The 26,139-nt window shown below is 71.8% G+C and carries 25 protein-coding genes and 1 tRNA gene; 15 read left to right on the top strand and 11 right to left on the bottom strand.

What is annotated here, in order from left to right; genetic code table 11:
- Positions 1-8 precede the first annotated feature (8 nt).
- From AMK11_RS06595 to AMK11_RS06550, 10 genes are all read right to left on the bottom strand, one after another.
- A complete protein-coding gene (locus AMK11_RS06595) occupies positions 9-755 on the bottom strand; it encodes a DUF4142 domain-containing protein (protein ID WP_073724204.1) in 747 nt (248 codons plus the stop codon).
- A 135-nt stretch (positions 756-890) separates the two neighbouring features.
- On the bottom strand, positions 891-1,325 hold the full coding sequence (locus AMK11_RS06590) for a PPOX class F420-dependent oxidoreductase (RefSeq protein ID WP_073724202.1): 435 nt from the start codon (positions 1,323-1,325) through the stop codon (positions 891-893).
- Between the two features lie 52 nt (positions 1,326-1,377).
- On the bottom strand, positions 1,378-2,313 hold the full coding sequence (locus AMK11_RS06585; RefSeq protein WP_073724200.1) for a DUF3152 domain-containing protein: 936 nt from the start codon (positions 2,311-2,313) through the stop codon (positions 1,378-1,380).
- Positions 2,314-2,613: 300 nt separating this feature from the next.
- A complete protein-coding gene (locus tag AMK11_RS06580) occupies positions 2,614-2,949 on the bottom strand; it encodes a TcmI family type II polyketide cyclase (RefSeq protein WP_073724198.1) in 336 nt (111 codons plus the stop codon).
- 22 nt (positions 2,950-2,971) lie between these two features.
- A complete protein-coding gene (locus AMK11_RS06575; protein WP_073724197.1) occupies positions 2,972-3,451 on the bottom strand; it encodes an SRPBCC family protein in 480 nt (159 codons plus the stop codon).
- Between the two features lies 1 nt (position 3,452).
- A complete protein-coding gene (locus AMK11_RS06570; protein ID WP_019326889.1) occupies positions 3,453-3,722 on the bottom strand; it encodes an acyl carrier protein in 270 nt (89 codons plus the stop codon).
- Between the two features lie 77 nt (positions 3,723-3,799).
- The gene (locus AMK11_RS06565) at positions 3,800-5,077 is read right to left on the bottom strand and encodes a ketosynthase chain-length factor (protein WP_073724195.1); all 1,278 of its coding nucleotides are present in this window, start codon (positions 5,075-5,077) and stop codon (positions 3,800-3,802) included.
- A complete protein-coding gene (locus AMK11_RS06560) occupies positions 5,074-6,345 on the bottom strand; it encodes a beta-ketoacyl-[acyl-carrier-protein] synthase family protein (protein WP_073724194.1) in 1,272 nt (423 codons plus the stop codon). Before AMK11_RS06560 ends, AMK11_RS06565 begins: the two co-directional genes overlap by 4 nt.
- Positions 6,342-6,809: a cupin domain-containing protein gene (locus tag AMK11_RS06555; protein WP_073724193.1), complete on the bottom strand. Its 468-nt coding sequence runs from the start codon at positions 6,807-6,809 to the stop codon at positions 6,342-6,344. Before AMK11_RS06555 ends, AMK11_RS06560 begins: the two co-directional genes overlap by 4 nt.
- 260 nt (positions 6,810-7,069) lie before the next feature.
- Positions 7,070-8,302 carry a SchA/CurD-like domain-containing protein gene (locus AMK11_RS06550; RefSeq protein WP_079187285.1) on the bottom strand — a complete coding sequence of 411 codons (1,233 nt, stop codon included), beginning with the start codon at positions 8,300-8,302 and terminating at the stop codon, positions 7,070-7,072.
- A 308-nt stretch (positions 8,303-8,610) separates the two neighbouring features.
- On the opposite strand from AMK11_RS06550, the gene AMK11_RS06545 reads away from it, so the two are divergent.
- From AMK11_RS06545 to AMK11_RS06525, 5 genes are all read left to right on the top strand, one after another.
- Positions 8,611-10,425, top strand: a complete 1,815-nt coding sequence (locus AMK11_RS06545) for an FAD-dependent oxidoreductase (RefSeq protein ID WP_073724191.1) — start codon at positions 8,611-8,613, stop codon at positions 10,423-10,425.
- Between the two features lie 347 nt (positions 10,426-10,772).
- Entirely contained in the window at positions 10,773-11,324 is a 552-nt protein-coding gene (locus tag AMK11_RS06540) for a hypothetical protein (protein ID WP_073724190.1), read from the top strand.
- A gap of 32 nt (positions 11,325-11,356) precedes the next feature.
- Positions 11,357-11,713 carry a hypothetical protein gene (locus AMK11_RS06535; RefSeq protein ID WP_073724189.1) on the top strand — a complete coding sequence of 119 codons (357 nt, stop codon included), beginning with the start codon at positions 11,357-11,359 and terminating at the stop codon, positions 11,711-11,713.
- A 191-nt stretch (positions 11,714-11,904) separates the two neighbouring features.
- Complete coding sequence (locus AMK11_RS38375; protein ID WP_241846910.1) at positions 11,905-12,549, top strand: Imm7 family immunity protein; 645 nt, start codon at positions 11,905-11,907, stop codon at positions 12,547-12,549.
- Positions 12,550-12,594: 45 nt separating this feature from the next.
- On the top strand, positions 12,595-13,293 hold the full coding sequence (locus AMK11_RS06525) for a hypothetical protein (RefSeq protein ID WP_241846909.1): 699 nt from the start codon (positions 12,595-12,597) through the stop codon (positions 13,291-13,293).
- Positions 13,294-13,449: 156 nt separating this feature from the next.
- On the opposite strand, the gene AMK11_RS06520 is transcribed toward AMK11_RS06525, so the two are convergent.
- A tRNA-Arg gene (locus AMK11_RS06520) sits at positions 13,450-13,521 on the bottom strand.
- A 227-nt stretch (positions 13,522-13,748) separates the two neighbouring features.
- On the opposite strand from AMK11_RS06520, the gene AMK11_RS06515 reads away from it, so the two are divergent.
- The 10 genes from AMK11_RS06515 (at position 13,749) to prfA (ending at position 26,114) form a co-directional block, all read left to right on the top strand.
- Positions 13,749-14,213: a response regulator gene (locus tag AMK11_RS06515; protein WP_073724187.1), complete on the top strand. Its 465-nt coding sequence runs from the start codon at positions 13,749-13,751 to the stop codon at positions 14,211-14,213.
- A 103-nt stretch (positions 14,214-14,316) separates the two neighbouring features.
- The gene (gene nrtL / locus AMK11_RS06510) at positions 14,317-15,351 is read left to right on the top strand and encodes an ArgS-related anticodon-binding protein NrtL (RefSeq protein WP_073724186.1); all 1,035 of its coding nucleotides are present in this window, start codon (positions 14,317-14,319) and stop codon (positions 15,349-15,351) included.
- Positions 15,352-15,370: 19 nt separating this feature from the next.
- Positions 15,371-16,762, top strand: coding sequence for a diaminopimelate decarboxylase (lysA, locus tag AMK11_RS06505; protein WP_073724185.1), 1,392 nt, complete (start codon positions 15,371-15,373; stop codon positions 16,760-16,762).
- A gap of 192 nt (positions 16,763-16,954) precedes the next feature.
- Positions 16,955-18,247 carry a homoserine dehydrogenase gene (locus tag AMK11_RS37335; RefSeq protein WP_073724184.1) on the top strand — a complete coding sequence of 431 codons (1,293 nt, stop codon included), beginning with the start codon at positions 16,955-16,957 and terminating at the stop codon, positions 18,245-18,247.
- Between the two features lie 6 nt (positions 18,248-18,253).
- Complete coding sequence (thrC, locus tag AMK11_RS37330) at positions 18,254-19,312, top strand: threonine synthase (protein ID WP_073724183.1); 1,059 nt, start codon at positions 18,254-18,256, stop codon at positions 19,310-19,312.
- A 337-nt stretch (positions 19,313-19,649) separates the two neighbouring features.
- Positions 19,650-20,579, top strand: coding sequence for a homoserine kinase (gene thrB / locus AMK11_RS06490; RefSeq protein ID WP_073724182.1), 930 nt, complete (start codon positions 19,650-19,652; stop codon positions 20,577-20,579).
- Between the two features lie 410 nt (positions 20,580-20,989).
- On the top strand, positions 20,990-23,062 hold the full coding sequence (rho, locus tag AMK11_RS06485; protein ID WP_073724181.1) for a transcription termination factor Rho: 2,073 nt from the start codon (positions 20,990-20,992) through the stop codon (positions 23,060-23,062).
- Between the two features lie 370 nt (positions 23,063-23,432).
- Complete coding sequence (locus AMK11_RS06480) at positions 23,433-24,581, top strand: LCP family protein (protein WP_073724180.1); 1,149 nt, start codon at positions 23,433-23,435, stop codon at positions 24,579-24,581.
- A 123-nt stretch (positions 24,582-24,704) separates the two neighbouring features.
- Positions 24,705-24,929 carry a 50S ribosomal protein L31 gene (gene rpmE, locus AMK11_RS06475; RefSeq protein WP_018571447.1) on the top strand — a complete coding sequence of 75 codons (225 nt, stop codon included), beginning with the start codon at positions 24,705-24,707 and terminating at the stop codon, positions 24,927-24,929.
- Between the two features lie 108 nt (positions 24,930-25,037).
- Positions 25,038-26,114, top strand: coding sequence for a peptide chain release factor 1 (prfA, locus tag AMK11_RS06470; protein ID WP_030402743.1), 1,077 nt, complete (start codon positions 25,038-25,040; stop codon positions 26,112-26,114).
- Positions 26,115-26,139: the final 25 nt, after the last annotated feature.

Raw genomic sequence — 26,139 nt, 5'->3', positions numbered from 1 at the left:
CGCCCGGGTCACCCGGCCGCCGGTGACGGCGTGGGCGTCGGTGAGGCGGTGTTCACGTCCAGGTCGGGGCGCGGCTTGAGCACCAGCACCCGCTCGCCCGGCTGCGGCGGGGGAGGGGTGACCTTCTCCCTCGGCAGCTTCGCCGGCCCGGTCTGCTGGAAGGTGACCTTGTCGTACTCGACGAGTCCCGTCTTCTCCAGCACCGTGATGTGGTCCAGCACGGTGTCGTTGGCCAGGTCGGCCAGCTGCCGCACGAGCGTGTTCTTCGTGGTGGCCCGGATCTTGGCGATGGCCGGGAAGATCTGGCCGTGCGTCACCCGCATGATGTTTACGGCCGACGAGTCGAACTCCTTGCCGCTCTTGGCGTCCACCGTCGCCACGAAGCCCTCCTGCTGCGGGGAGGCCCGGTTGGGCAGCGTGATGCCGAGCTCCGGAGAGATCTCCCGGCACATCGCGTCCAGCCCGGCGTGCCCGACGACCAGGTGCTCACCGGCCGTCTTCATCTCCTTCGTCGTGCCGCGCTCCATCACCATCTCGCCCAGCGGGTACTCCCACAGCCCGGCGGCCCGGACCTTCACCACGAAGTCCCGGTCGGCCTCGGTGACCGGCCCGAACTTCGTACTGGCGATGACCCGGTTCTGGTTCCCGTCGGCCTTGTCCAGACCGAGCACGGCCGGGAAGGCCAGCGCGGTGAGGGTCAGGGTCATCACACCGAACAGGCCGACGACTGCGATCCTGTTGCGGGACAGCCGCATGATGCCTCCAGGGCGACGCGAGGAACTCGCACGTGTGCGCGTACACCAGGAGGTACGGAAACGGCGCGCGGATCTTTCACCGCCGCCGCGAGGAAATCGCGGGGAAAGGGCGAGGAGATCGCAGGGAGATCCCGCTCACCCGATGTCGGCCCCGTACACGCGCTCGACCGCGATGGTGAGCAGCACCCGCCGGTCGGACACCATCGTCATCCGGTACTCGTCCCAGTCCGGGTGCTCCCCGGCGGCGGCGCGGTAGTACTCCACCAGCGCCTCGACCTCCGGGCCGTGCGGGTCGGTGCCCGGGCCGGTGAGGGTCGCGACGCCCTCGGCGGTGGCCCAGGACCTGCCGTCCGGGGCGGTCACCTCCAGGGCGGCCCGCGGGTCCCGGCGCAGGTTCGCCGTCTTGGCCAGGCCGTCGCGGGTCGAGACGCGGACGACGTCCGCCTCCGGATCGTAGGAGGGCATGACGGGGGAGAGCTGCGGGCGGCCGTCCGCCTTGATCGTCGCGAGTACGCCGAGCCGGCTCTCCGCCAGCAGGGCGCGGGGGTCAAAACGCGGTGTGGTGGTCATGGGCCGATCATCGCCTCCGGCCCCGTCCGCTGTCCCCCGAACCGTCCGCCGCTCAGGCGACCGAGGGCCCGCCGAGGTAGTCGCCGTCCCGGTCGTAGGGCCAGGCGTTGGCGACGCAGCCCTTGAGGCCCTTGATCTGCTGCATCATCGCCGGTGCGGGCAGACCGGGGCCCGGGCAGGTCTCGTGGCCGTGGCCGATGCGGTGACCGACCTCGTGGTTGATGATCAGCGCCCGGTAGTCGCCGATCGGTCCGTCGAACTGGGGCGAGCCGAGCACCCAGCGCTTGAGGTTCACCACGACGTCCGTGCCGACCGCGCAGTTCACCTCGCCCCGGGTGTTGAGGCCGTAGGCGCCGCAGATCTCGTCCACGGTGCCCGGCGTGGCGATCTTCACCACGAAGTCGTAGGAGCCGGAGCTGACCAGCCGGAAGGAGTTGATCCCGTCCCTGGTCCAGCCGCGGCGGTCGGCGAGCACGTCGGATATCTCGGCGGCGGCGGCGCCCGCCCGGATGTCGATGCCCTCCTCCACCAGCACCTTGTAACGGCGCACACGGCTGCCGTCGCCCACGGTCGACCCGTCGGCCTCGGCGGTGACGAAGGTGCCGGGGCCGGTCGCGGGAACGGCGATGACGGAGGGGGAGGGCGACGGCGAGGGGGACGCCTTGACGGACGGCGACGCGGAGGGGCTCGGGGTCGTCCCGGACGGCTGCCCGGAAGGCGTCCCGGACGGAGTGCCGGAGGCGCCCGTGGGCCCGGCGGCGTCCAGGGCGTCGGCGACGTCGGCCGCCTGGTCGTCGGTCACCGTGGGCCGGGTGTGCTGCCAGTGCGCGACGGCGGCGCCGGTCGCGAGCAGCACGGCGCCGGAGGTCAGGCCGCCCAGGACCAGGCGGGCGGACCGGCGGCGGCTCCTCCTGCGGGCGCGGGAGGCGCGCCGGTCACCGCCCGGCGTGGTTCTTCGGCGGGTCTGGCGGGCGGTGGATCGGCCCACGGCGTGCGTCCTCTCTGCTGGTCGGCGGGGCGCGCACAGTGGACTCCGCGGACTCCGCTGTGCTTTTGTCGCCACGATGATCAAAGCGGAAGGACGTGCCGAAACATCACCGGCTCCGAAGTGGGGCTTCTCACACGCCTGTTCGGTTCAGGGGGGCAACCTTCGGGCGGTCCGGGCGGTCCGCGAGCGGCGGACAGGAGAACGGGCGACCGCAGATGTCCGGCCGGGCACGCACACGTGCGCCGGGGCCGCCCGGCGTGAGCCGGCCGGCCCCGGCGCGGTGCGTCCACCGCCGGTCCGTCAGCCGACGGCGCCGCTCTCCCAGCGGTAGAAGCAGCGCGCCATCGCGTCCTTCGGGCCGCGCCAGGTGGCCGGGTCGTACGCCGAGACGTACGGCTCCAGCCGCTCGCTGACCCTGCGGAACTCCGGATGCCCGGTCAGCCGGCCGATCGCCGGGGCCGGGTCCTCGTCGCTCTCGATGAGGTGCATGTACACGCCGTCACCGAACTCGAAGAGACTGCGCCGGTTGACGCCCACCAGGTGGGGCAGCTCGCCGCTGTCGGACTCGGCGAACACCTTCGCGATGTCCGGTGCCGCCCCGGGTGCCATCCGGGCGACGATCAGGGTGTGGTGCATGGAGAGATGCCCTTCCTCGACGTCAGTCGGCGAGTACCGCGGCGGTCCGCCGCTCGCCCGCGGCCTGCTCGATCCGGTCCCGGATCAGCGCCATCTGCGTCCGCGAGTTGCGGTTGATGTTGTCCGTCATCCAGGCGTCGTCCACCGGCGCGTCCGGCTTCATCGCGAAGTCCTGGATCCAGCGCATCCGCGTGCCGTCCGCGGTCTCCGCGTACTCCCAGACGATGTTCATGTACTGGAAGGGGCCGGTCTCGACCCGGTGGGCGCGCACGGTGCGGGTCACCGGGTCCGCGACCCGCTCGGAGACCCAGCTCCACACCTTGCCGTCCTTGTCCGGGTGCATGGTGAGCCGGAACGTCACCCGGTCGCCGTCGCGCTCCAGCACGTCCACGGAGGCGTACTCACTGAACAGCCGCGGCCAGTTGTCGATGTCGTTGGTCATGTCCCAGACCAGCTCCATCGGCGCGGCGATGGAGATCTCGTTGTCGGTGTGGCCTGCCATCTCACACTCCCGTCTTCAGGGCGCCGTTGACCAGCGCGAGGAAATCCGCGGGCGTCTTGCAGCGCTCGGCCTGCTCCGGCAGGCCCAGCCCGTACCGCTTCTCCAGCTCGGCCACGATGCCCAGCAGGCCGAGGGAGTCCAGGCCGAAGGTGTCGAAGCCGTCGTCGGCCTGCTGCCGGAGGGTGACCGGATCGACGTGCACGCCGGCGGTGCGCTTCATCAGCGCCGACAGCTCCTCGACGGTCACCTGGTAGTCCAGTTGGTCGGTCATGCGGGTCCTCCTTCACTCGGGGTGGCGTCCGGCACCGGGGCCGGCGCTCACTCGGACAGGCGTTGGTCGGTCGGTCCTCAGGCGGGCGGGGTGCCGCCCCGCCGCAGGACGAGCGCCGCGTTCGAGCCCATGAGCCCGCGGCCCAGGACGAGTGCCGTACGCGGCTCGGCGGGCCGGGCCCGGCCGGTGACCAGGTCCAGGTCGTGGCAGACGCCGGACACGTGCGGGGTCGGCGGGATCAGCCCGTGCTCCATCGCGAGCACCGCCGTCGCCACGTCCAGCACCGGGGCCGCGCAGTACGCCCGTCCGGTACCGGTCTTGGGCGCGGTGACCGGCACCCGCCGCGCGTGCGGGCCGAGCGCGTCGGCCAGCGCCAGGGCCTCGGCCCGGTCGGCATCCGGCACCCCGAGGGCGTCGGCGAACACCACGTCCACCTCCTCGGGCCGGCACCCGGCCTCGGCCAGCGCGCCCTGGATCGCGCGCGCCAGCCCCTCCCGGGACTCGGCCCACCGGGACGGCCCGGTGAAGGTCGCCGCGTGCCCGGCGATCGTCGCCCGCACGTCCGCCCCGCGCTCCAGCGCCGCCCGCTCCTCCTCGACCAGGAGCACGGCACCGCCCTCGGCCGGCGCGAACCCGCAGGCCGCCTCGGTGAACGGCCGGTAGGCGCGGTCGGGTTCGGCGGCCGCGCTCAGCTCGGGGTAGCCCAGCTGGCAGACGATCGAGTACGGGGCGAGCGGAGCCTCCGTCGCGCCGCACACCACCGTGTCGGTGCCGCCCCGCACGGCCAGCGCCGCGTGCGCCAGGGCGTCCAGGCCGCCCGCCTCGTCGGCGGCGACGACCCCGCACGGGCCCTTGAAGTCGTTGCGGATGGAGATCTGGCCGGTGCTGGCCGCGTAGAACCAGGCGATCGACTGGTACGGGCCGACGTGCCGCGATCCCTGCCCCCACAGGTTCTGCAGCTCCCGCTGCCCGAACTCGCCACCGCCCGAACCGGCCGCGGTGACCACCCCGACCGAGAACGGCGACTCGACGTCGGCCCGGCCGAACCGGGCGTCCTCCAGCGCCAGATCGGTGGCCGTCAGCGCGAAGTGCGTGAACCGGTCGGTCTGGACGAGGTACCGTCCCTCGACCGTCTCCGCCGCGTCGAAGCCGCGCACCTCGCCCGCCACCTTCAACGGCAGGTGCTCGCACCCCTCGCGGGTGACGGGCCCGAGGACGCTGGCGCCGTCGGCGACGGCCTTCCAGTGCGCCTCGGCACCGATGCCGTGCGGCGACACCACGCCGAGGCCGGTGACCACGGCACGCCTGCTGCCGTCCTGCGTACGGCGTTGCCCGGTCCGTTGTGGTCCGCTCATCGCAGCCCTCCTTCACAGCCGCTCAGCACGACCGCGGACTGGAAGCCACCGAAGCCGCTGCCCACCGACAGCACGTGCCGCAGCGTCCGCTCCCGTGCCTCGCGCGGCACGTAGTCCAGGTCGCACTCGGGGTCGGGGGTCGTGTAGTTGGCCGTGGGCGGCACCACCTGGTGGTGCATCGCGAGCACGCACGCGGCCAGCTCTATGGAGCCGATCGCGCCGAGCGAGTGGCCCACCATGGACTTGATCGAGCTCATCGGCGTCGCGTAGGCGTGTTCGCCCAGCGAGCGTTTGACGGCCGCGGTCTCGTGCCGGTCGTTCTGCTGGGTGCCGGAGCCGTGCGCGTTGACGTAGTCGATGGCGGAGCCGTCCAGCCCGGCCATGTCCAGCGCCGTGTCGATGGCCCGTGCCATCTCCAGGCCCTCCTTGGTGAGCCCGGTCATGTGGTACGCGTTGCCGAAGGTGGCGTAGCCGGAGATCTCGCAGTACACGTGCGCGCCGCGGGCCCGGGCGTGGTCCAGATCCTCCAGTACGAGCACCGCGGCGCCCTCGCCCATGACGAAGCCGTTGCGATCGGCGTCGAAGGGCCGGGAGGCGTGCTCGGGGTCGTCGTTGCTGGGGGAGGTCGCCTTGATGGCGTCGAAGCACGCCATGGTGATCGGCGATATCGGCGAGTCCGCCGCGCCCGCCAGGCACACGTCGACGCGGCCCTCGGCGACGGCGTGGTAGGCGTACCCCACCGCGTCCAGGCCGGAGGTGCACCCGGTGGACACGGTCTGCACCGGCCCGCGCACGCCGAACTCCTCGGCGACCGCGGAGGACAGGGTCGCCGGGGTGAAGGCCCGCTCCAGGTGCGGCTCGGCCCGCCGCTCGTCCACGTCCCAGCGCGAGCCGCGCTCGCTGACCAGCACGTAGTCGTGTTCCAGCCGGGTCGTGCCGCCGACCGCCGTGCCCAGCGTGGCACCGGCCCGCCAGGGGTCCTCCCGCGCCATGTCGAGGCCGGCGTCGCCCACCGCCTCGGCGGCGGCGGCCAGCGCGAACTGCACGTACCGGTCGCTGCGCTGGACCGTGGCGAGGTCCAGCCCGTGCTCCAGCGGCTCGAAGTCGCACTCGGCGGCGATCTGCGAGCGCAGCCCTGCCGGGTCGAACAGGGAGATGCGGCGCGTCGCCGTACGGCCGTCGGACAGCAGCCCCCAGAACTGGGGCACGCCGATCCCGCCCGGGGCGACGACGCCTATGCCCGTGACGGCGACCCGACGCCGGGTCATGACACCGCCTCGGCCGCGGCGGCGGGGCGCTCGTGCCCGGTGCACCCCGCGTGGTCCGGGAGCGGCAGCGGGTTGCCCGCCGCGTCCTCGGTGTCCACGTGACCGATCTCCGGCCGCGGGGCCAGCGGCCCCAGGTGGAAGACGAGCCGGGCCTCGGTGTCCCCCGTGTTGCGGAAGCGGTGGCGCATGTCCTGCGGGATCAGCAGACCCTGCCCGGTGCCGAGGGCGTGCGGCACACCGTCCAGGTCCACCTCCAGCGCGCCGTCCGTGACGTACACGAACTCCTCGGAGTACGGGTGGTAGTGCTCGGCGATGCGCTCGCCCGGCTGCACGATGGCCACGCCCATGAAGCCGCTGGTGGACCCGGCGGTGGTGGGCGTGAGGAGGGCGCGGAGGTCTCCGCCGCGGCGGCGGTTCGGCGCGATGTCGCCGAGGGAGACGATGCGTACCTGCTGGTCTGTCATGTCGTTCACTCCGGGTGAGGGGAGGCGGTGGGGAGGTCGGGGCGACCCGTGCGCGGGCCTTAGCCCGTGGCAGCCGTGCCAGTGGCGGGCGCGTCGTCGGGCCCGGGTCGGCTGCCGGGGTGGGTCGCGGGTCGGGTCGCGGGCGGGTCGTGGGGGCGGTCGCGGAAGGCCGGTCGCCGCGTCGGTCCGGCGCGGGGCCGGTGCCGTCGGCCCGGTGGGGTGGTCGGGGCCGGGCGAGCAGCGTCCCGACGGCGCGGGGTTCAGGTGGCGGGCGAGCGCCGGTCGGTCAGGGGCGTCATGCGGGCCCGCGCGAGCAGCAGCGACAGCGTCCGGGCCTCCGTCAGGGGGCCGTCGATGCCGACGGCAGCGGTGTCGAGCAGCCGCTCGGCCACGGCGGCCCCGGCGTCCCCGGAGCCGCCCGGGGCACCGGCGGACCCGTGCAGCCCCAGGACGAACGCCGGCGAGTCCTCCGGCTCGCCGTCCACGTCGACGAGCCGTACGACGAGGTCGTCGCGGTGGAAGACGGTGGCGGCGAGGAGCGGGCTGTCCGGGGTGTGGGCGGCGACCGCGTCCTGGCGGGCGAGCAGCCGGGCCAGTTCCGGACCGGCGCCGGCCCGCACCGGGTAGAGCAGCGCCACCCGCCGCGTACGCGCCCCGGCACCGTCGCCGGAGGCCACGTGGTGGACGGCCGGCATGGCGGCCCGGGTGAAGAAGCGCCGGGCGGCACGGGGATCGCGCAGGTCCCGCTCCTGCTCCAGATACGGGTTGAGGGCCTCCTCGACGGCCCGTACCGCGGGCTGCCGGGCGACGTGACGCAGCGCGGTCTGCAGGTCGCCCCGCACCTCCACGGCCCGCACGACGCGAGTGCCGTGCAGGAAGACCGAGGTGCGCAGCAGCCGGCCGGATTCGTCGACGCGGGCCTCGGGCGCGGTGTAGCCGGCCAGCAGCCGGGCGACTTCCTCCTCGCTGCCCTGTCTCACGGTGAAGGTCAGGGCGTGCCGTACGACGTTGCCGCCGACCCGGGGAGCGGTCCGCGGTGCCGCACCGTCCGCGGCGGACGGGGGCTGTTCCGCGGCGGTTTCCCGCAGGACGCTGTAACGCAGGGAGTGGGTGTCCCTGACGTAGTCCTGCAAGGGCTCCACCGTGTCCAGGTGCTCCTCGCTGTTGACCCAGGCCAGGAAGGGCTCAGCGCTCTCCCACTCACTCGTGAGGAGCCACTGGGTGGGGTTGTCCACCGACTGGCACAGCTGGTCACTGACGTGTCCCGGAACGGCGGCGACCCGGTCGCGGATGCCGTCGTAGGCGTCCAGGAACTCCTGCTGCTTTCCGTCGTGGATGTCCAGCATCAGAACGACCCGCACGCGGGATCCGTCGAACGCGGATACCGTCACGCCGCCCGTGTCCGCGGACACGGTGCCCGATACCGCCGTGACTCCTGTGGTCTGGGCATCCGCCGACACGGTATCCGTCGCTACGACGGGAGAGACCGTCATCCGGCCCACCTCTTTCCGGGGAACTTCCTCGTGGACTGGGGCGCGATCGTCGCGGCGTGCGCGATTGGTCCGGCGTGGTGCGGCGGTCGCGGTAAGCACGATCGTGAGCCGTGCACGCGGGGACCGCGAACCAGGACGGTTAAGCGGGTGAAGCCTGCGCCGTCGCGGGCCTCACCGGGCCGCAGGGGGCATGCATGTAGACCCCGGCGCGCACCTGTCGCCGGACGAGTCCAGCGACGAGGTCCGACGCACGGAGCCCGAACGCGCGCTCCGCGAAGGACGACATCCGTCACAACGGAGGACGATCAATGAACGAAAGAGCCGAGCGGCCCGGTGGGGCCGCCCCCGGGGGCGGGGTCCACCGCGTCCCGGTCCTCATCGTCGGCGGGTCCCTGGTGGGCCTGTCGACCTCGGTCTTCCTGGGGCGGCTGGGCATCCGGCACACCCTGGTGGAACGCCACGCCGGCACGTCCATTCACCCCCGCGGGCGGGGGAACAACGTCCGCACCATGGAGATCTTCCGCGTGGCCGGCACCGAACCGGACATCAGGAAGGCCGCCGCCACCCTCGCCGAGAACCACGGCATCCTCCAGACGCCCACCCTGGTCGGCGACGCGGGTGAGTGGTTGTTCAAGGAAATGGACGCGGGCGGTGGGCTGGCCCGCTTCAGCCCGAGTTCGTGGTGCCTGTGCTCCCAGAACGACCTGGAGCCCGAACTCCTCACCCACGCCACCAACCTCGGCGGCGACCTGCGCTTCGGCACCGAACTGCTCTCCTTCGAAGCAGACACCGAGGGCGTCACGGCCATCGTGAAGAGCCGGGAGACCGGCGAGCACACCACCATCCGCGCGGACTACCTGGTCGCCGCCGACGGCCCCCGCAGCCCCGTCCGCGAGCAGCTCGGCATCGGCCAGAGCGGTCCGGGCGACCTCTTCCACAACGTCAGCCTCACCTTCCGCTCCCGCCGCCTCGCCGACGTCGTGGGCGACCGCCAGTTCATCGTCTGCTACCTCACCAGCGAGGACGCCGACGGCGCGCTCCTGCCGGTGGACAACCGCGAGAACTGGGTCTTCCACGCCCCCTGGCACCCCGAACAGGGCGAGACGGTCGAGGACTTCACCGAGGAGCGCTGCGCAGCCCACATCCGCCGCGCGATCGGCGACCCGGACCTCGACATCGAGGTCACCGGGAAGGCTCCCTGGCACGCCGCCCAGCGCGTCGCCCGCAGCTACCGCTCGGGCCGCGTCTTCCTGGCCGGCGACTCGGCCCACGAGATGTCCCCCACCGGGGCCTTCGGCTCCAACACCGGCATCCAGGACGCCCACAACCTGGCCTGGAAACTGGCCGCGGTCCTGGAGGGCTGGGCGGGAGACGGCCTCCTGGACACCTACGACACCGAGCGCCGTCCGGTGGCGGAGGCCACCAGCGCCCGAGCCGCCGGCCGCTCGGTGGAACACAGCCACCCGGGCTTCGCACCGCCGCCGGGGATGGGAGGCGGCCCGGGCCAGGGGCCTGCCGGCGGTCCCGGCGGTCCCGGCGGACCCGGCGGTCCCGGCGGCCTCAGTGGTCCTGGCGGCCCTGGCGGCCCTGGCGGTCCCGGCGGCCCGGGTGGTCCCGGCGGCGGCCCGCAGCGCGGCATCCTCAACGTCGCCCTCGGCTACCGCTACCCCCAGGGCGCGGTGGTCGGCGCCGACCCGGCGACCCCCGTCGTCCCCGAGGGCCTGGACCTGACCGGCGCCCCCGGCAGCCGCGCCCCCCACCTCTGGCTCCACCGCCCCGGCGACGGTGACGCCGCCCGCATCTCCACCCTCGACCTCTACGAGGACTCCCTCGTCCTGCTCAGCGACGCCGCCCAGCCCACCGGCTGGCACGAGGCGGCCACCCGCCTGGCGGCCGACCTGCGCGTCCCGCTCAAGTCGTACCGCGTGGGCGCCGGCCCGGACGCCGACCTGACCCCCGCGGACGACGAGGACACCGACTGGGCCAGGTCCCACGGCGTCGCCCGCGGCGGCGCGGTCCTGATCCGCCCCGACGGCTTCGTCGCCTGGCGCTCCCCGGGCCCCGCCCCGGACCCGGAGTCGATGCTGCGCCAGGTCGTACGGACGGTACTGGCCCTGACGTGAGATGACCGACGTGCCTCCCCACCCAGGCCGGCGGGGAGGCACGCACGTCGACGACAGGCGGCCAACTGCGAGTGAAACATCGAAGGAGAGGTTGCCTCCGCAGCGTGACTTCACAGGTGATCATGCTCACCTGGCTTGAGATTGAAGGATCTGTCCGCCGATCGGTACGTTCTTGGGGCCCGCCGGAGGTCCAGACCAGACCGAGGGGCGGGCACGTACGTCAGTAGTTGTGCAAGGGGGGACGGGAACAGTCGGCATCGCCGGGCCATGCCTGCGAAGCTCTGTCCCGACGATGCGCACGACCGGCCCGCCCCGCCCTTGCGCGCATAACGCAAGGAAATTGCTACGTGAACCGCAGGCACGTCCGTACGGCTGCCGTCGTCGCCGCCACGGCCCTCGCCCTGGGCGCGGCGTCGGGCATGGCCGGCGCCACCGCATACGACCACCACCGCGCCGAGCGGGCGCAGACCACGGTGCATGCGGCCGCCAAGGCCTTCCGGACCGACGCAGGCGCTCCCCGCATCCGGCTCGACGGACTGGAGGACCGCTTCGGCGATCTGCCCGCGGGCGCGACCCTCGACCAGGTCGTCGCCGCCATGTACCCGGACGACGAGGCCGTGCAGGCCGAGGTGATCGCGACGATCGGCGCGGAGCACAGCACGCCGGTGGCCTACAGCGGCTGGGGGACCACGTGGAAGGTCACGAAGTGCGTCGCCGCGATCGGCGGCTTCGTGGCGGGCAACGCCGTACTCGTCCTGAAGCTGAAGAAGCTCGGCGGTGTCTACAAGGGCGCCAAGCTCGTCGTGCGGGCGGGCAACAAGGAAGAGCGCCTGAAGGCCCTCGTGTCGATGTTCGGCGAGGTCACCGGCATCGGCGCCGTGGCCACGGCCTGCGGCTGACCGTCCCGGCGCCCCGGAAGGAGGCACACGTCATGACACTGTTCTTCCAGCTCTCCTTCGTCATCGCGACGTTGACCGCGGTGGCGGTGGCCGTCCGTCTCGTGCGGCAGGCGGTACGCACCGATGCGGCCGGGCGCCCGGCGGTCGTGGAGAACGAAGCCCTGGCGGCCGGCGCGCTGTTCGGCGGGTCGATGGTAGTCACCGCCCTTGCCTCCGGGCACTGGCCGGCGGTCGACTGGTCCGATCTCGTCCTGTTCGCCGCGATGTTCGGCATCGCGACGGCGGCGCTGATCGAACTCACCAGGAACCGCACCGCCGCCTCGCGAGCCCTCTACGTCCTGCCCGTGGGATACGGCGTACTGGCGGGACTGACCGTCAACGGGCTGTGACCGCGGGCGGGGACGGGCGGCGAGTTCGGCGCCGACCAGGGCGGCGGCGTGCAGGGCCTCATCGTCGCGGGCCCAGCCGGCGGGTCGCTGCACGGCGAGCAGGCGGACGAGCGATCCGTGCCCCTAGGAGTGTCCGGCGGAACGGGCCGCGGCCGGCGCGGTGAAGCGGGCCGCCTCACTGCGATCGCGGGATGTTTGAGTATCACGGGTGGACCACGGTCAGGGAGACCGCGGCCGGTGACGACGACGGGCCCCGACTGCGGCAGGTCGTCGACGAGTTGCGTCTTCACGTTGCCCGGACGGACAGTCCGTACTTGCTTGACCTCAGGTGGATGAACGGCGAGCCGTTCATCCACCTCGGAGGCTGTTCACATCACCGATCGTCGCCTGACGTGGTCGAACTGTCCGAGCATGTGGCCGCAGTAGCCCCTGGTTCCTACGGGCTCCTGCACATACGCGACGACGAGGAACAGGGACACGAGAACGATGTGCGCGTGCTCAGGCTCGTTCAAGGCATGGTCACGCAGCACACGGAGGCGCTGTTGTCCCCCTGCGTCCCGACCGTGGAAGAAGCCACGCGGCACGACGGCCGAACCGCCTATGACTACCCGGCAGGAAGCGCGTGCGGCCTGAACCGCTTCTCGGGGGATGCCGGTTGGGCACGGTTCGAGCGTAGTCCGGTGATCAGATGGCCCGGCCCCTCGCGACGTTTGGTGCGTTTCCCGGCCTGCCGCTCGGCCGGGAACGGCGCCGCGGCCCGGATGAGATCGGCCGTTGCACTGGCGATGGAGGGCAGACCGAGGCAGATCTTATGGTGCGAGGTCACCAAGCCGTGAAAAGATGCCAGGCGGGAAGAGGGGGACGAGATTCAGTCGACGCTTGTGAACATCGTGATTGGGCTAGTGACCAGCTTGCTCGGGGGCGGGTTTGTTTGGTTGTGGGAGCGAGCCAAGCGTGCTCGGGCGGTGAACAAGAGGGCGGCGTTTTTCGGCGTTCGGCCTGGACAGACCTGTCTGGTCGTGCTGGGCAACAAGCACAACTCACCTGGCGTCGCGCAGTATCGTGATATACGGGCGGCTATGGAAATATCCCTGATCGCGGCTGAGTTGGGTTGCCATGTCTCACTGGAGTCCGGTGACTTTCGCGGCGGCAACGGGGACCGTACTGAATTCTGTGTCGGCGGGCCCATCGGAGGCGCCAACATCCGCACCGGCGGCCACCTCGCCGCACACCTGCCCGGCGTCGTCTTTCATCCCTACGACGGCACTCGTCCGGACTCGGTGGCCATCGAAGTCGGTGAGGACAAATTCCTGTTCGACCAGGGCAACCAGGAGCACGCTCTCGTCGCGAAGTTCACACCCGAAGAGTCCGCTTGTCCGGTATTTCTGGTGGCCGGGCAGACGCCGATGGCTAACCTTGCCGCGATTCACTTCCTGCGGCGCGAGTACGCGCAGGTGGCCAGACAGTTGTCCTCAGCGGAGCGTTTCTGCGTAGTCATCAAGGTCTCCGACGTCAGAACCTACGAGTTCCATCGCGCGAGGCTGGAACGCGAAGTCACTGCGGCCGCGTTCGGAGAGTGAGTGCGTTCACCGTGCCGTGATCTCACCGGATGAGGCCGAGACATTGCCTGCGTGACGGCAAGGGCTGGCTTCCGGCGGCGCCCGCCTGCACATACGCGAAGACCCCGGCCTCAGCGTTTCCGCTGGTGACGGGGTCTTTGGGCACCTCATACAGGGTGCCCCCGGCAGGATTCGAACCTGCGCACACGGCTCCGGAGGCCGTTGCTCTATCCCCTGAGCTACGGGGGCGTGTCAGTCGCGTTCGGTGTTGCTCGCGGCGACGGGTAGAACACTACCAGCTCCCCCGGGGTGGTCATGAACGGGTTTCCGCGGGTCGTGCCGCACCCTTCGCCCGCCCCGGGCGAAGGCCACGACCGGGGCAACACCGGCGTCAGCCCCGACGGCGTCGTCCCCCGCACGGGGTGGAAGTCGGGAAAACCCGGACGCGGTGGCCGGTCCGGACCTACTCTCGAGTTGTGCCTAGGGCGTCTGGCCGGGTTCTTGTTGTGGACGACAACAAGGTCATCCGGCAGCTGATCAGGGTCAACCTCGAGCTGGAGGGCTTCGAGGTCGTGACCGCGGGCGATGGTGCCGAATGTCTGGAAGTCGTCCATCAGGTGCGGCCCGACGTCGTGACGCTGGACGTGGTCATGCCTCGGCTGGACGGGGTGCGGACCGCCGCCCGGCTGCGTGCCGATCCGCGTACGCGGGACCTTCCGATCGCCATCGTCAGTGCCTGTACGCAGTACGAGATCGACGCCGGGTTCGAGGCCGGGGCCGACGCCTTTCTGTCCAAGCCGTTCGAGCCGGCCGAGCTCGTCGCGCTCGTGCGGCAGTTGGTCGAGCGCAAGGTCAGCGGGGGCGGCGCGGCGGCGTTGCGGGCCGTGCTCGGTGCGGCGGGGGAGAGTGAGTCGCCGGCGCAGGCCGAACCGGCCGGGTGAGTGCCGAGTTCCGGTTCAAGATCAGCGTCAGAGTCGTCCACATGTCGGGACCGGCGCCAAACCTGTTCGCCTACCCACCCCCCTCCTCCCATACGCTTGACCCGTGACCCCCGCAGAGCTCTCCCGCACCGTGCTGCACGCGGTGCGTCGCGCTGTCGACGCGGGGGAGCTGGACGTGACCGTCCCGGAGCGGGCCGTGGTCGCGCCGCCGGGGCCCGGGGGATGCGGGGACTACGCCACCAACATCGCCCTCCAGCTCGCCCGGCCGGCCGGGCAGCCGCCCCACCGGGTCGCCGAGGTGCTGCGGCCGTACCTCGTGGGGGTCGACGGCGTCGCCGATGTCGTCCTCACCGGGCCCGGGTTCCTCAACATCAGCCTCGGTGGCGGCGCCCCCGCCGCGCTCGTCGAGGAGATCCGCGGCGCCGGGACACGGTACGGGTACGCCGGCGGGCCCGATGGGCGGATCGTGCAGCTGCACTGTCCGTACGACCTCCGTGCCGTCGTCGTCGCCGAAGCCGCTGCCCGCATACTGCGCTCCCAGGGCGCCCTGGTGCGTGCCACGGCGGAGGGCTTCGACCCCGAGTGGACGGCCGTCCTCGGGGTACGCACCGACGGCGTCGGACCGGCGCCCGCGAGCCTGCCCGTCAACGTCCGTCCCGTGCCCGCCCCCGCCGACCCCCTGCCCCTGGGCCGCGACGCCGCCCGCTGGGCCCTGCTCCACCCGGCCGCCCACGACCGGCCCCGGATCGGCGACGAACACCTCGCCCAGCGGGAGAGCAACCCCCTCTTCCGGGTGCGGTACGCCCATGCCCGGACTCGTGCCCTCACCCGCAACGCCGCCGATCTCGGATTCGAGGGCCGGCCCGGTCCCGTGCAGAGCCAGGACCTCCTCGCCGCCCTCGGTGATTACCCCCGCGTTCTCGCCGCCGCGGCGGACCACCGCGCGCCCGACCGGCTCGCCCGGCACCTCGTCGCCGTCGCCGACGCCGCGCTTCCCTTCCTGACCACCGTGCTGCCGCGGGGCGGGGAGAAACCCTCGGCCGCCCACCGTGCCCGGCTCGCCCTCGCCGAAGCCGCCGGGACGGTGCTGGCCGGCGGCCTGACCCTGCTCGGTATCGACGCACCCGACCACCTCTGAAGAGAGCACAGAAGACGTCATGAGCCGTTCCGCACACCCCGCCGGGCCCCGCCACGCCGATGTCCTGCCCGAGGGCCACTACTCCGCACCGCCCGCCGACCTCAACGCCCTCGACCCCAAGGTCTGGGCGCAGACCGTGGGCCGGGACGAGGACGGTGTCGTGACCGTCGGCGGGATCAGCGTCACCCAGCTCGCCGAGGAGTACGGCACCCCCGCCTACGTCCTCGACGAGGCCGACTTCCGGGCCCGGGCGCGGGCCTGGCGCACCGCCTTCGGCACGGACGCCGACGTGTTCTACGCCGGCAAGGCGTTCCTGTCCCGTGCCGTCGTGCGGTGGCTGCACGAGGAGGGGCTCAACCTCGACGTGTGTTCGGGAGGGGAGCTGGCCACGGCGCTCTCCGCCGGCATGCCCGCCGACCGCATCGCCTTCCACGGCAACAACAAGTCGCCGGAGGAGATCGAGCGGGCCGTGCGCGCCGGGGTCGGGCGGATCGTGCTCGATTCTTTCCAGGAGATCGTGCGGGTCGCGCACATCGCCCAGTCGCTGGGCAAGCGGCAGCGGGTGCAGATCCGGATCACCGTGGGGGTCGAGGCGCACACGCACGAATTCATCGCCACGGCTCATGAGGATCAGAAGTTCGGGATTCCGCTGGCCGGGGGGCAGGCCGCCGAAGCCGTGCGGCGGGCGCTTCAGCTGGACGGGCTCGAGGTCATCGGGATTCACTCCCACATCGGGTCGCAGATCTTCGACATGTCCGGGTTCGAGGTCGCCGCGCACCGGGTCGTCGGGCTGCTCAAGGACATTCGCGACGAGCACGGGGTCGAGCTGCCCGAGATCGATCTCGGGGGCGGGCTCGGGATCGCGTACACCAGTGACGACGATCCCCGCGAGCCGCACGAGATCGCCAAGGCGCTGACCGAGATCGTGACCCGGGAGTGTGAGGGCGCCCGGCTGCGGACGCCGCGTATCTCCGTCGAGCCCGGGCGGGCCATCGTCGGGCCGACCGCCTTCACGCTCTACGAGGTCGGCACCGTCAAGCCGCTCGAAGGGCTGCGCACCTACGTCTCCGTCGACGGCGGCATGTCGGACAACATCCGCACCGCGCTGTACGACGCCGAGTACACCGTCGCCCTCGTCTCCCGCACCTCCGACGCCGAGCCGATGCTCACCCGGGTGGTGGGCAAGCACTGCGAGAGCGGGGACATCGTGGTCAAGGACGCCTTCCTGCCGGGGGACCTGGCACCCGGGGACCTCATCGCCGTACCCGCGACCGGGGCGTACTGCCGTTCCATGGCCAGCAACTACAACCACGCGCTGCGTCCGCCCGTCGTCGCCGTGCGGGAGGGTGAGGCGCGGGTCGTCGTGCGGCGGGAGACCGAGGAGGATCTGCTGCGTCTCGACGTCGGGTGAGGGGTCCGCGTTCCGGGGCCGGACACCCACGCCGCACCATGGACGATGGAGCAGGGGCGGGCGGCGAAAGATCTTGCGCCGCCAGCCCCGCGAAAATGAAATAAACGTCTCATGATGCGGACGAATGGCAGGAAATCCCGTCCGGTGCGTGAGACTGGTCGAACCGTAGACGGTAAGAGGAAACGAGGTCGGATGATGCGTACGCGTCCGCTGAAGGTGGCGCTGCTGGGCTGTGGAGTGGTCGGCTCAGAGGTGGCGCGCATCATGACGACGCACGCCGACGACCTCGCCGCCCGGATCGGGGCCCCGGTGGAGCTCGCGGGCGTGGCCGTACGGCGGCCCGACAAGGTGCGGGAGGGCATCGACCCGGCCCTCGTCACCACCGACGCCACCGCGCTCGTCAAGCGGGGGGACATCGACGTCGTGGTGGAGGTGATCGGGGGGATCGAGCCCGCGCGGACGCTCATCACCACCGCCGTCGAGCACGGCGCGTCCGTGGTGTCCGCCAACAAGGCGCTCATCGCCCAGGACGGCGCCTCGCTGCACGCCGCGGCCGACGAGCACGGCAAGGACCTCTACTACGAGGCCGCCGTCGCCGGTGCCATCCCGCTGATCCGGCCGCTGCGCGAGTCGCTGGCCGGCGACAAGGTCAACCGGGTGCTCGGCATCGTCAACGGGACGACCAACTTCATCCTCGACGCCATGGACACGACCGGTGCCGGGTACCAGGAGGCGCTCGACGAGGCCACCGCCCTCGGGTACGCCGAGGCCGACCCGACCGCCGACGTCGAGGGCTTCGACGCCGCCGCCAAGGCCGCCATCCTCGCCGGGATCGCCTTCCACACGCGCGTGCGCCTCGACGACGTCTACCGCGAGGGCATGACCGAGGTCACCGCCGCCGACTTCGCCTCCGCCAAGGAGATGGGCTGCACCATCAAGCTGCTCGCCATCTGCGAGCGGGCGGCGGACGGGGGATCGGTCACCGCGCGCGTGCACCCCGCGATGATTCCGCTCAGCCATCCGCTGGCCAATGTGCGCGAGGCGTACAACGCCGTCTTCGTCGAGTCCGAGGCCGCCGGGCAGCTCATGTTCTACGGTCCCGGCGCCGGCGGTTCGCCGACCGCGTCCGCCGTCCTCGGCGACCTGGTGGCCGTCTGCCGCAACCGGATCGGCGGCGCCACCGGGCCCGGCGAGTCCGCCTACGCCGCACTGCCCGTCTCGCCGATGGGCGACGTCGTCACGCGCTACCACATCAGCCTCGACGTGGCCGACAAACCGGGCGTCCTCGCCCAGGTCGCGACCGTGTTCGCGGAGCACGGTGTCTCCATCGACACCGTGCGGCAGTCCGGCAAGGACGGCGAGGCCTCCCTCGTCGTCGTCACCCACCGTGCGTCCGACGCCGCCCTCGGCGGTACCGTCGAGGCGCTGCGCAAGCTCGACACCGTGCGGGGTGTCGCCAGCATCATGCGGGTTGAAGGAGAGTAACCAGCAATGACCCACCAGTGGCGCGGAATCATCGAGGAGTACCGGGACCGGCTGCCCGTCTCCGACAGCACGCCCGTCGTGACGCTCCGCGAGGGCGGCACGCCGCTCGTGCCCGCGCAGGTGCTCTCCGAGCGCACGGGCTGCGAGGTCCACCTCAAGGTGGAGGGCGCCAACCCGACCGGGTCCTTCAAGGACCGCGGCATGACGATGGCCATCAGCAAGGCGAAGGAGGAGGGCGCGCAGGCCGTCATCTGCGCCTCCACCGGCAACACGTCCGCCTCCGCCGCCGCGTACGGCGTGCGCGCGGGCATGGTGTCCGCCGTGCTCGTGCCGCAGGGCAAGATCGCGCTCGGCAAGATGGGCCAGGCGCTCGTGCACGGCGCGAAGATCCTCCAGGTCGACGGCAACTTCGACGACTGCCTCACCCTGGCCCGCGCGCTCAGCGACAACTACCCGGTGGCGCTGGTCAATTCGGTCAATCCGGTGCGCATCGAGGGGCAGAAGACGGCCGCCTTCGAGATCGTCGACATGCTCGGCGACGCCCCCGACATCCACGTCCTGCCGGTCGGCAACGCGGGCAACATCACCGCGTACTGGAAGGGGTACAGGGAGTACGCCGCCGACGGGGTCAGCACGAAGACGCCCCGCATGTGGGGGTTCCAGGCCTCCGGCAGCGCCCCGATCGTGCGCGGCGAGGTCGTCAAGGACCCGTCGACCATCGCCACCGCCATCCGCATCGGCAACCCAGCCTCCTGGGACCTCGCGCTCGCCGCTCGGGACGAGTCGGGCGGCGCCATCGACGAGGTGACGGACCGTGAGATCCTGCGTGCCTACCGGCTGTTGGCCTCCCAGGAGGGCGTCTTCGTCGAGCCCGCCTCCGCCGCGTCGGTCGCCGGCCTGCTGAAGGCCGCCGAGCTCGGCAAGGTCGACCCGGGGCAGCGGATCGTGTGCACCGTCACCGGCAACGGGCTCAAGGACCCCGACTGGGCCGTCGCCGGTGCCCCGCAGCCCGTCACCGTCCCCGTCGACGCGGCGACGGCCGCCGAGCGGCTCGGCCTGATCTGAGCGCCCTCCCGGGCCCGGTACGACCGCCGGGCCCGAGGTCGCGCCCCATCTCACCGGCGTAAGAGGGCGTAAGCGACGCTCGGCCGGGAAAGTCCTTTACGGGGGGTGCACAGGGGGCTTACGACACGCATCGTGCGCCTCCTGTGCGCCCTATGTCGCCACAGAACCTTCCTTCGATAGGCTGTACCGAACCCGCCTGCCGCATATGCCGTGGGGCCGCGCTGTCTCCGCGGTCGGGAAGCGGCCGGCCGTTCGACAGGAAGCGGCGAGCCCCAGCGTCCCGTACGTCATCGAATGTCATTCGACAGTCACGCAGCTCAAGGAGAGTCATCGAGAGATGGCCGGTCCAGCGTTCCGCGCCGCCGCCGTCAGGGTGCGCGTCCCCGCCACCAGCGCCAACCTCGGCCCGGGCTTCGACGCCCTCGGCCTCGCGCTGGGCTTGTACGACGACGTGGTCGTCCGGGTGGCCGACTCCGGGCTGCACATCGACATCGCCGGGGAGGGCAGCGAGACGCTGCCCCGCGACGAGAAGCACCTGCTCGTACGCTCCCTGCGCACCGCCTTCGACCTCCTCGGCGGACAGCCGCGCGGCCTGGAGATCGTCTGCGCCAACCGCATCCCGCACGGCCGCGGCCTCGGCTCCTCCTCCGCCGCCATCTGCGCGGGCATCGTCGCCGCGCGCGCGGTGACCATAGGCGGCGAGGCCCGCCTCGACGACGCCGCGCTCCTCGACCTCGCCACCGAGATCGAGGGCCACCCCGACAACGTCGCGGCCTGCCTGCTGGGCGGCTTCACCCTGTCCTGGATGGAGTCCGGCGCCGCCAGGGCGATCCGGATGCAGCCCGCCGATTCCATCGTTCCGGTGGTTTTCGTGCCCGGAAAGCCGGTACTGACGGAGACCGCCCGCGGTCTCCTCCCGCGCACCGTCCCGCACGTCGACGCCGCCGCCAACGCCGGCCGCGCCGCGCTGCTCGTCGAGGCCCTCACCAGGCGCCCCGAGCTGCTGCTGCCGGCCACCGAGGACCGTCTGCACCAGGAGTACCGCGCGCCGGCCATGCCGGAGAGCGCGGCGCTGGTGGAGCGGCTGCGTGCCGACGGCATCCCCGCGGTGATCTCCGGCGCGGGGCCCACGGTGATGGCACTGGCCGACGCCGACACGGCCGACAAGGTCGAGGCGCTGGCCGGCACGGACTGGGCGGCCAACCGGCTCGACCTGGACCAGCAGGGCGCGAGCGTCCTGCCCCTGGCGACCTCCAGCGACAACTAGACGCGTGGGTTGCCGGATTTCGAGAGGGGGAATGTTTGTTGGATCCGGTAGTGTTAACCTCAAGTCTGCACCCGACCCCACCATGGCGAGGTGCCTCGTGTCCCCGTCCGGGACAGACATTCTTCCGGGAGCCCCCCAAGCCGCATTGTGCAGTGGACGTCGTACGTGGTCAGTACGGCCGACGCGGACACTGAGCGGCCCGCCGGGCACGTTTCGGAACAGGTGCGACCACGCCGCGTGACACAGACACCGGGTGCCACGGCCAGGGGGCGCGCCATCACCAGATATCTCTTCCGCCGTTCAGGCGGACCACCGCCCCGGCACGGTTCGCACAGCAAGGACCGAAGCCGGACAGCACAACCGGTCGCCGAGCCAGACAGGCCGACGTCCGCTCCAGGGAAGGACCCTTCGTGAGCGACACCACCGATCTGATGGGCGCACGTGTCGAGGAGACCGCTGCCGCGCCCGCCACGGACGCCTCCGCGCCTGCCACCGGTGCCGGCTCCCGGCGGCGCCGCGGTACCGGCCTCGAGGGCATGGTGCTGGCCGAGCTGCAGCAGGTCGCATCCGGCCTCGGCATCAGGGGCACCGCGCGTATGCGCAAGAGCCAGCTGATCGAGGTCATCAAGGAGGCGCAGGCCGCCGGGGGAGCCCCCGCCAAGGCCGCGCCCGCCGCGGACAACGCCGGCGAGACCAAGCCGAAGCGCCGCACCACCTCCCGTACCCGTACGGGCGACGAGGCCCCCGCCGAGAAGGCGGAGAAGGCCGAGAAGTCCGGCAAGGCGGAGAAGGCCGGGAAGAAGGCGGACAAGACGGCCGCCGACAAGGCCGCCGCCCAGCAGCAGATCGAGATCCCCGGTCAGCCGTCCCCCAAGGTCTCGCCCTCGGGCGAGACGGCCGGTGCCGCCGGTGACGAGGCCCCCGCCGAGCGCCGGCGCCGCCGGGCCACCGCCGACGCGGGCAGCCCGTCCGCGGCCACCGAGACCGTGGCCGTGGAGACCCGCGGCGAGCCGAAGGCCGAGTCGTCGGCCCAGCAGCAGGGCCAGGGCCACCAGCAGGGCCAGGGCGACTCCCGCTCCGACGGCGAGGGCGGCGAGGGCCGCCGTCGCGACCGCCGCGACCGCGGCCGGGACCGCGACCGCGACCGCCGGGGCAAGGGCGACGACCAGAACCAGGGCGGTGGACGCCAGGACCGCCAGCAGGGCGGCGGCCGTCAGGACCGCCAGCAGGACGACGGCTACGACGACGACGGCGGCGGCCGCCGCGGCCGCCGCGGCCGCTACCGGGACCGCCGGGGCCGTCGCGGGCGCGACGACGTGCAGGAGCCGCAGATCGCCGAGGACGACGTCCTGATCCCCGTCGCGGGCATCCTGGACATCCTCGACAACTACGCGTTCATCCGTACCTCCGGCTACCTCCCGGGCCCGAACGACGTGTACGTCTCGCTCGCCCAGGTCCGCAAGAACGGCCTGCGCAAGGGTGACCACATCACCGGTGCCGTGCGCCAGCCCAAGGAGGGCGAGCGCCGCGAGAAGTTCAACGCGCTGGTCCGCCTGGACTCCGTCAACGGCATGGCGCCCGAACACGGCCGCGGCCGCCCGGAGTTCAACAAGCTCACCCCGCTGTACCCGCAGGACCGCCTCCGCCTGGAGACGGACCCGGGCGTCCTCACCACCCGCATCATCGACCTCGTCGCGCCGATCGGTAAGGGCCAGCGCGGTCTGATCGTGGCCCCGCCGAAGACCGGCAAGACCATGATCATGCAGGCGATCGCCAACGCGATCACCCACAACAACCCCGAGTGCCACCTGATGGTCGTCCTGGTCGACGAGCGTCCGGAAGAGGTCACCGACATGCAGCGGTCGGTGAAGGGCGAGGTCATCTCCTCGACCTTCGACCGCCCGGCCGAGGACCACACCACGGTCGCCGAGCTGGCCATCGAGCGCGCCAAGCGCCTGGTGGAGCTGGGCCACGACGTCGTCGTGCTGCTCGACTCGATCACCCGCCTGGGCCGCGCGTACAACCTCGCCGCCCCGGCCTCCGGCCGCATCCTGTCCGGTGGTGTCGACTCGACCGCCCTGTACCCGCCGAAGCGCTTCTTCGGTGCGGCCCGCAACATCGAGGACGGCGGTTCGCTGACCATCCTCGCCACCGCCCTGGTGGACACCGGGTCCCGCATGGACGAGGTCATCTTCGAGGAGTTCAAGGGCACCGGCAACGCCGAGCTCAAGCTCGACCGGAAGCTCGCCGACAAGCGCATCTTCCCGGCGGTGGACGTCGACGCGTCCGGCACCCGCAAGGAGGAGATCCTGCTCGGCAGCGAGGAGCTCGCCGTCACCTGGAAGCTGCGCCGGGTGCTGCACGCCCTCGACCAGCAGCAGGCGATCGAGCTGCTCCTCGACAAGATGAAGCAGACCAAGTCGAACGTCGAGTTCCTGATGCAGATCCAGAAGACGACGCCGACGCCGGGCAACGGCGACTGAGTCACCGCCGGGCTCTCCGTCGAAGGCCATTGAAAGCCTTCGAAAGCCATCGAAGGGGCCGCCTCCCTCACCGGGAGGCGGCCCCTTCGTGTTGCGACCTTCGCCACAGGCCACCGCCCCGCGACGGTCCGTGAACACTCTCCCGGGTGGCCGCGGACACGCAGGTCAGCGCCGGGGTCCGGCGGGCGGTGAGTACGGTCCGTGACCGATTGCCCACCTGGTCGCCACAGACCGTTGTGCAACCCTGTCCCGAGTTCCGCCGTCTCAGACACGGAGGGACGATGGTGAGGTACCGGCGGAAAACCGCCGGAGCCGACCGGCCCGACCCTGAGCGCAGGGGGTAACCGACCGTACGAACACCGAGGAGCCCATGTCAGCCGAGAGCACGCCGGATCCCGCGATACCCGGCCCCGGGCAGTCCCGCACCACCGGACCCGGCCGCCGGGGCAAGGGCCGCCGCCGCAAGCCCCCGGGCAAACGGCGCAAGGCCCTGCTCATCGCGGCCTGGAGCGCGGCGGGCATCGTGGTCCTCGGCGGCACCGGCGCCGGAGTCGTGCTCTTCAAGCTCAACGGCAACCTCCAGAGCGTCGACATCGACCAGGTGCTCGGCACCGACCGGCCTCAGAAGGCCGACAACGGGTCGCAGAACATCCTCGTGCTCGGCTCGGACACCCGCGCCGGCGCCAACGAGAAGCTCGGCGGCGGCACCGACGACGGCACCGCCCGCTCCGACACCGCGATGATCGTGCACGTCTACAAGGGCCACAAGCAGGCCAGCGTCGTCTCCATCCCGCGCGACACCCTCATCGACCGCCCCGAGTGCACCGGCGCCGACGGCGACGAGCACCCCGCGGCGAACGACGTGATGTTCAACTCCGCCTACTCCACGGGCGGCGCCGCCTGCGCCGTGAAGACCGTCGAGTCGGTCAGCGGGCTGCGCATGGACCACTACCTGGAGGTCGACTTCAAGGGGTTCCAGCAGCTCATCGACGACCTCGGCGGCGTCGACATCACCACCACCGAGGCCATCAAGGACCCCGACAGCCACCTCGACCTGCCCGCCGGCACCCACACGCTCGACGGCGAACAGGCCCTCGGCCTGGTCCGCACCCGGCACGGCGTCGGCGACGGCTCCGATCTCGGCCGCATCCAGCTCCAGCAGGCCTTCGTCAAGGCACTGGTCGACCAGGTGAAGGACATCGGCCTGCTCGGCAACCCCAAGAAGCTGTACGACATCGCCGACACCGCCACCAAGACCGTGACCACCGACTCCGACCTGGGCTCGGTGAACTCCCTGATGTCCTTCGCGACCGGCCTGAAGGGCATCACCCCCGACAACATGCACATGGTCACGATGCCGGTCGTCTACGACCCCGCGGACCCGAACCGGGTCCTGCTGGAGAAGGCCAAGGCCGACCAGGTGTGGACGGCCCTCAGGAACGACCGGCCGATCCCGGAGTCGGCCACGGAGGGAACGGCCACCGGTGGGGCCAAGGGTGTCGTGAACGCGGCGGAATAAATGACGGCGGCCCCCGGTTTTGGGGGATGGACCCAGTCCTGGCAGACTGGACCGTCGGCCCCGGTTCACGCTCCCGCACCCCGCGTCAGCGACCCGGCGCCCTCCCGAACCTAGGAGACACCCTTGAAGCGCGACATCCACCCCGAGTACGTCGAGACGCAGGTCAGCTGCACCTGTGGCGCGTCGTTCACCACCCGCAGCACCATCGACAGCGGCACCATCCGCGCCGAGGTCTGCTCCGAGTGCCACCCGTTCTACACGGGCAAGCAGAAGATCCTCGACACCGGTGGCCGCGTGGCCCGCTTCGAGGCCCGCTTCGGCAAGGCTGCCGCCGGCTCCAAGAAGTAGCGAGCCACCGATCGCCGGTCCACGGCCGCGCCCCCAGCCGGGGGAGCGCCGGGACCGGCGTTTTTGGTCGCCCGCCTTCCCCTTCCAAGCAGTAAGCAGGAGCCCAAGATGTTCGAGGCCGTCGAGGAACTCGTCGCCGAGCACGCCGACCTGGAGAAGAAGCTCGCCGACCCGTCGGTCTTCGCCGACCAGGCGAACGCGCGCAAGCTGAACAAGCGCTACGCCGAGCTCACCCCGATCGTCGCCACGTTCCGCTCCTGGAAGCAGACCGGCGACGACATCGAGACCGCGCGCGAGCTGGCCGCCGACGACCCGGACTTCGCCGCCGAGGTCAAGGAACTGGACAAGCAGCGCGAGGAGCTCACCGAGAAGCTCCGCCTGCTCCTCGTCCCGCGCGACCCCAGCGACGACAAGGACGTCATCCTCGAGATCAAGGCGGGCGCGGGCGGCGACGAGTCCGCCCTGTTCGCCGGCGACCTGCTGCGCATGTACCTGCGCTACGCCGAGCGCGTCGGCTGGAAGACCGAGATCATCGACTCCACCGAGTCCGAGCTGGGCGGCTACAAGGACGTCCAGGTCGCCGTGAAGACCAAGGGCGGCCAGGGCGCCACCGAGCCCGGCCAGGGCGTCTGGGCGCGCCTGAAGTACGAGGGCGGCGTGCACCGCGTGCAGCGGGTGCCGGCCACCGAGTCGCAGGGCCGCATCCACACCTCCGCGGCCGGTGTCCTCGTGACCCCCGAGGCCGAGGAGATCGACGTCGAGATCAACCCCAACGACCTGCGCATCGACGTCTACCGGTCCTCCGGCCCCGGCGGCCAGTCCGTCAACACCACCGACTCCGCCGTGCGCATCACGCACATCCCGACCGGAGTCGTCGCCTCCTGCCAGAACGAGAAGAGCCAGCTGCAGAACAAGGAGCAGGCGATGCGTATCCTGCGCTCCAGGCTGCTCGCGGCGGCGCAGGAGGAGGCGGAGAAGGAGGCCGCGGACGCCCGGCGCAGCCAGGTCCGCACCGTCGACCGCTCCGAGAAGATCCGTACGTACAACTTCCCGGAGAACCGCATCTCGGACCACCGCGTCGGCTTCAAGGCGTACAACCTGGACCAGGTCCTGGACGGCGACCTCGACTCGGTGATCCAGGCCTGCGTCGACGCGGACTCGGCCGCCAAGCTGGCCGCCGCGTAAGAACCGCCGCACCACCCGCACCGGA

The organism is Streptomyces sp. CB02414 (genome assembly GCF_001905385.1).
Classification (GTDB): Bacteria; Actinomycetota; Actinomycetes; order Streptomycetales; family Streptomycetaceae; genus Streptomyces.
Note: the sequence above shows the minus strand (reverse complement) of the source record. Positions and strands in the feature narration are given on the sequence as shown.

Bases quoted from the DNA above. Each gene is read 5' to 3' on its own strand.
- prfA (WP_030402743.1), top strand. From the start codon at position 25,038: ATGTTCGAGGCCGTCGAGGAACTCGTCGCCGAGCACGCCGACCTGGAG.
- AMK11_RS06580 (WP_073724198.1), bottom strand. From the start codon at position 2,949: ATGCACCACACCCTGATCGTCGCCCGGATGGCACCCGGGGCGGCACCG.
- AMK11_RS06590 (WP_073724202.1), bottom strand. From the start codon at position 1,325: ATGACCACCACACCGCGTTTTGACCCCCGCGCCCTGCTGGCGGAGAGC.
- AMK11_RS38375 (WP_241846910.1), top strand. From the start codon at position 11,905: ATGTTTGAGTATCACGGGTGGACCACGGTCAGGGAGACCGCGGCCGGT.
- AMK11_RS06535 (WP_073724189.1), top strand. From the start codon at position 11,357: ATGACACTGTTCTTCCAGCTCTCCTTCGTCATCGCGACGTTGACCGCG.
- AMK11_RS06545 (WP_073724191.1), top strand. From the start codon at position 8,611: ATGAACGAAAGAGCCGAGCGGCCCGGTGGGGCCGCCCCCGGGGGCGGG.
- thrB (WP_073724182.1), top strand. From the start codon at position 19,650: ATGGCCGGTCCAGCGTTCCGCGCCGCCGCCGTCAGGGTGCGCGTCCCC.
- AMK11_RS06555 (WP_073724193.1), bottom strand. From the start codon at position 6,809: ATGACAGACCAGCAGGTACGCATCGTCTCCCTCGGCGACATCGCGCCG.
- AMK11_RS06565 (WP_073724195.1), bottom strand. From the start codon at position 5,077: ATGAGCGGACCACAACGGACCGGGCAACGCCGTACGCAGGACGGCAGC.
- lysA (WP_073724185.1), top strand. From the start codon at position 15,371: ATGAGCCGTTCCGCACACCCCGCCGGGCCCCGCCACGCCGATGTCCTG.
- AMK11_RS06560 (WP_073724194.1), bottom strand. From the start codon at position 6,345: ATGACCCGGCGTCGGGTCGCCGTCACGGGCATAGGCGTCGTCGCCCCG.
- thrC (WP_073724183.1), top strand. From the start codon at position 18,254: ATGACCCACCAGTGGCGCGGAATCATCGAGGAGTACCGGGACCGGCTG.
- AMK11_RS37335 (WP_073724184.1), top strand. From the start codon at position 16,955: ATGATGCGTACGCGTCCGCTGAAGGTGGCGCTGCTGGGCTGTGGAGTG.
- AMK11_RS06595 (WP_073724204.1), bottom strand. From the start codon at position 755: ATGCGGCTGTCCCGCAACAGGATCGCAGTCGTCGGCCTGTTCGGTGTG.
- AMK11_RS06575 (WP_073724197.1), bottom strand. From the start codon at position 3,451: ATGGCAGGCCACACCGACAACGAGATCTCCATCGCCGCGCCGATGGAG.
- AMK11_RS06570 (WP_019326889.1), bottom strand. From the start codon at position 3,722: ATGACCGACCAACTGGACTACCAGGTGACCGTCGAGGAGCTGTCGGCG.
- AMK11_RS06550 (WP_079187285.1), bottom strand. From the start codon at position 8,302: ATGACGGTCTCTCCCGTCGTAGCGACGGATACCGTGTCGGCGGATGCC.
- AMK11_RS06480 (WP_073724180.1), top strand. From the start codon at position 23,433: ATGTCAGCCGAGAGCACGCCGGATCCCGCGATACCCGGCCCCGGGCAG.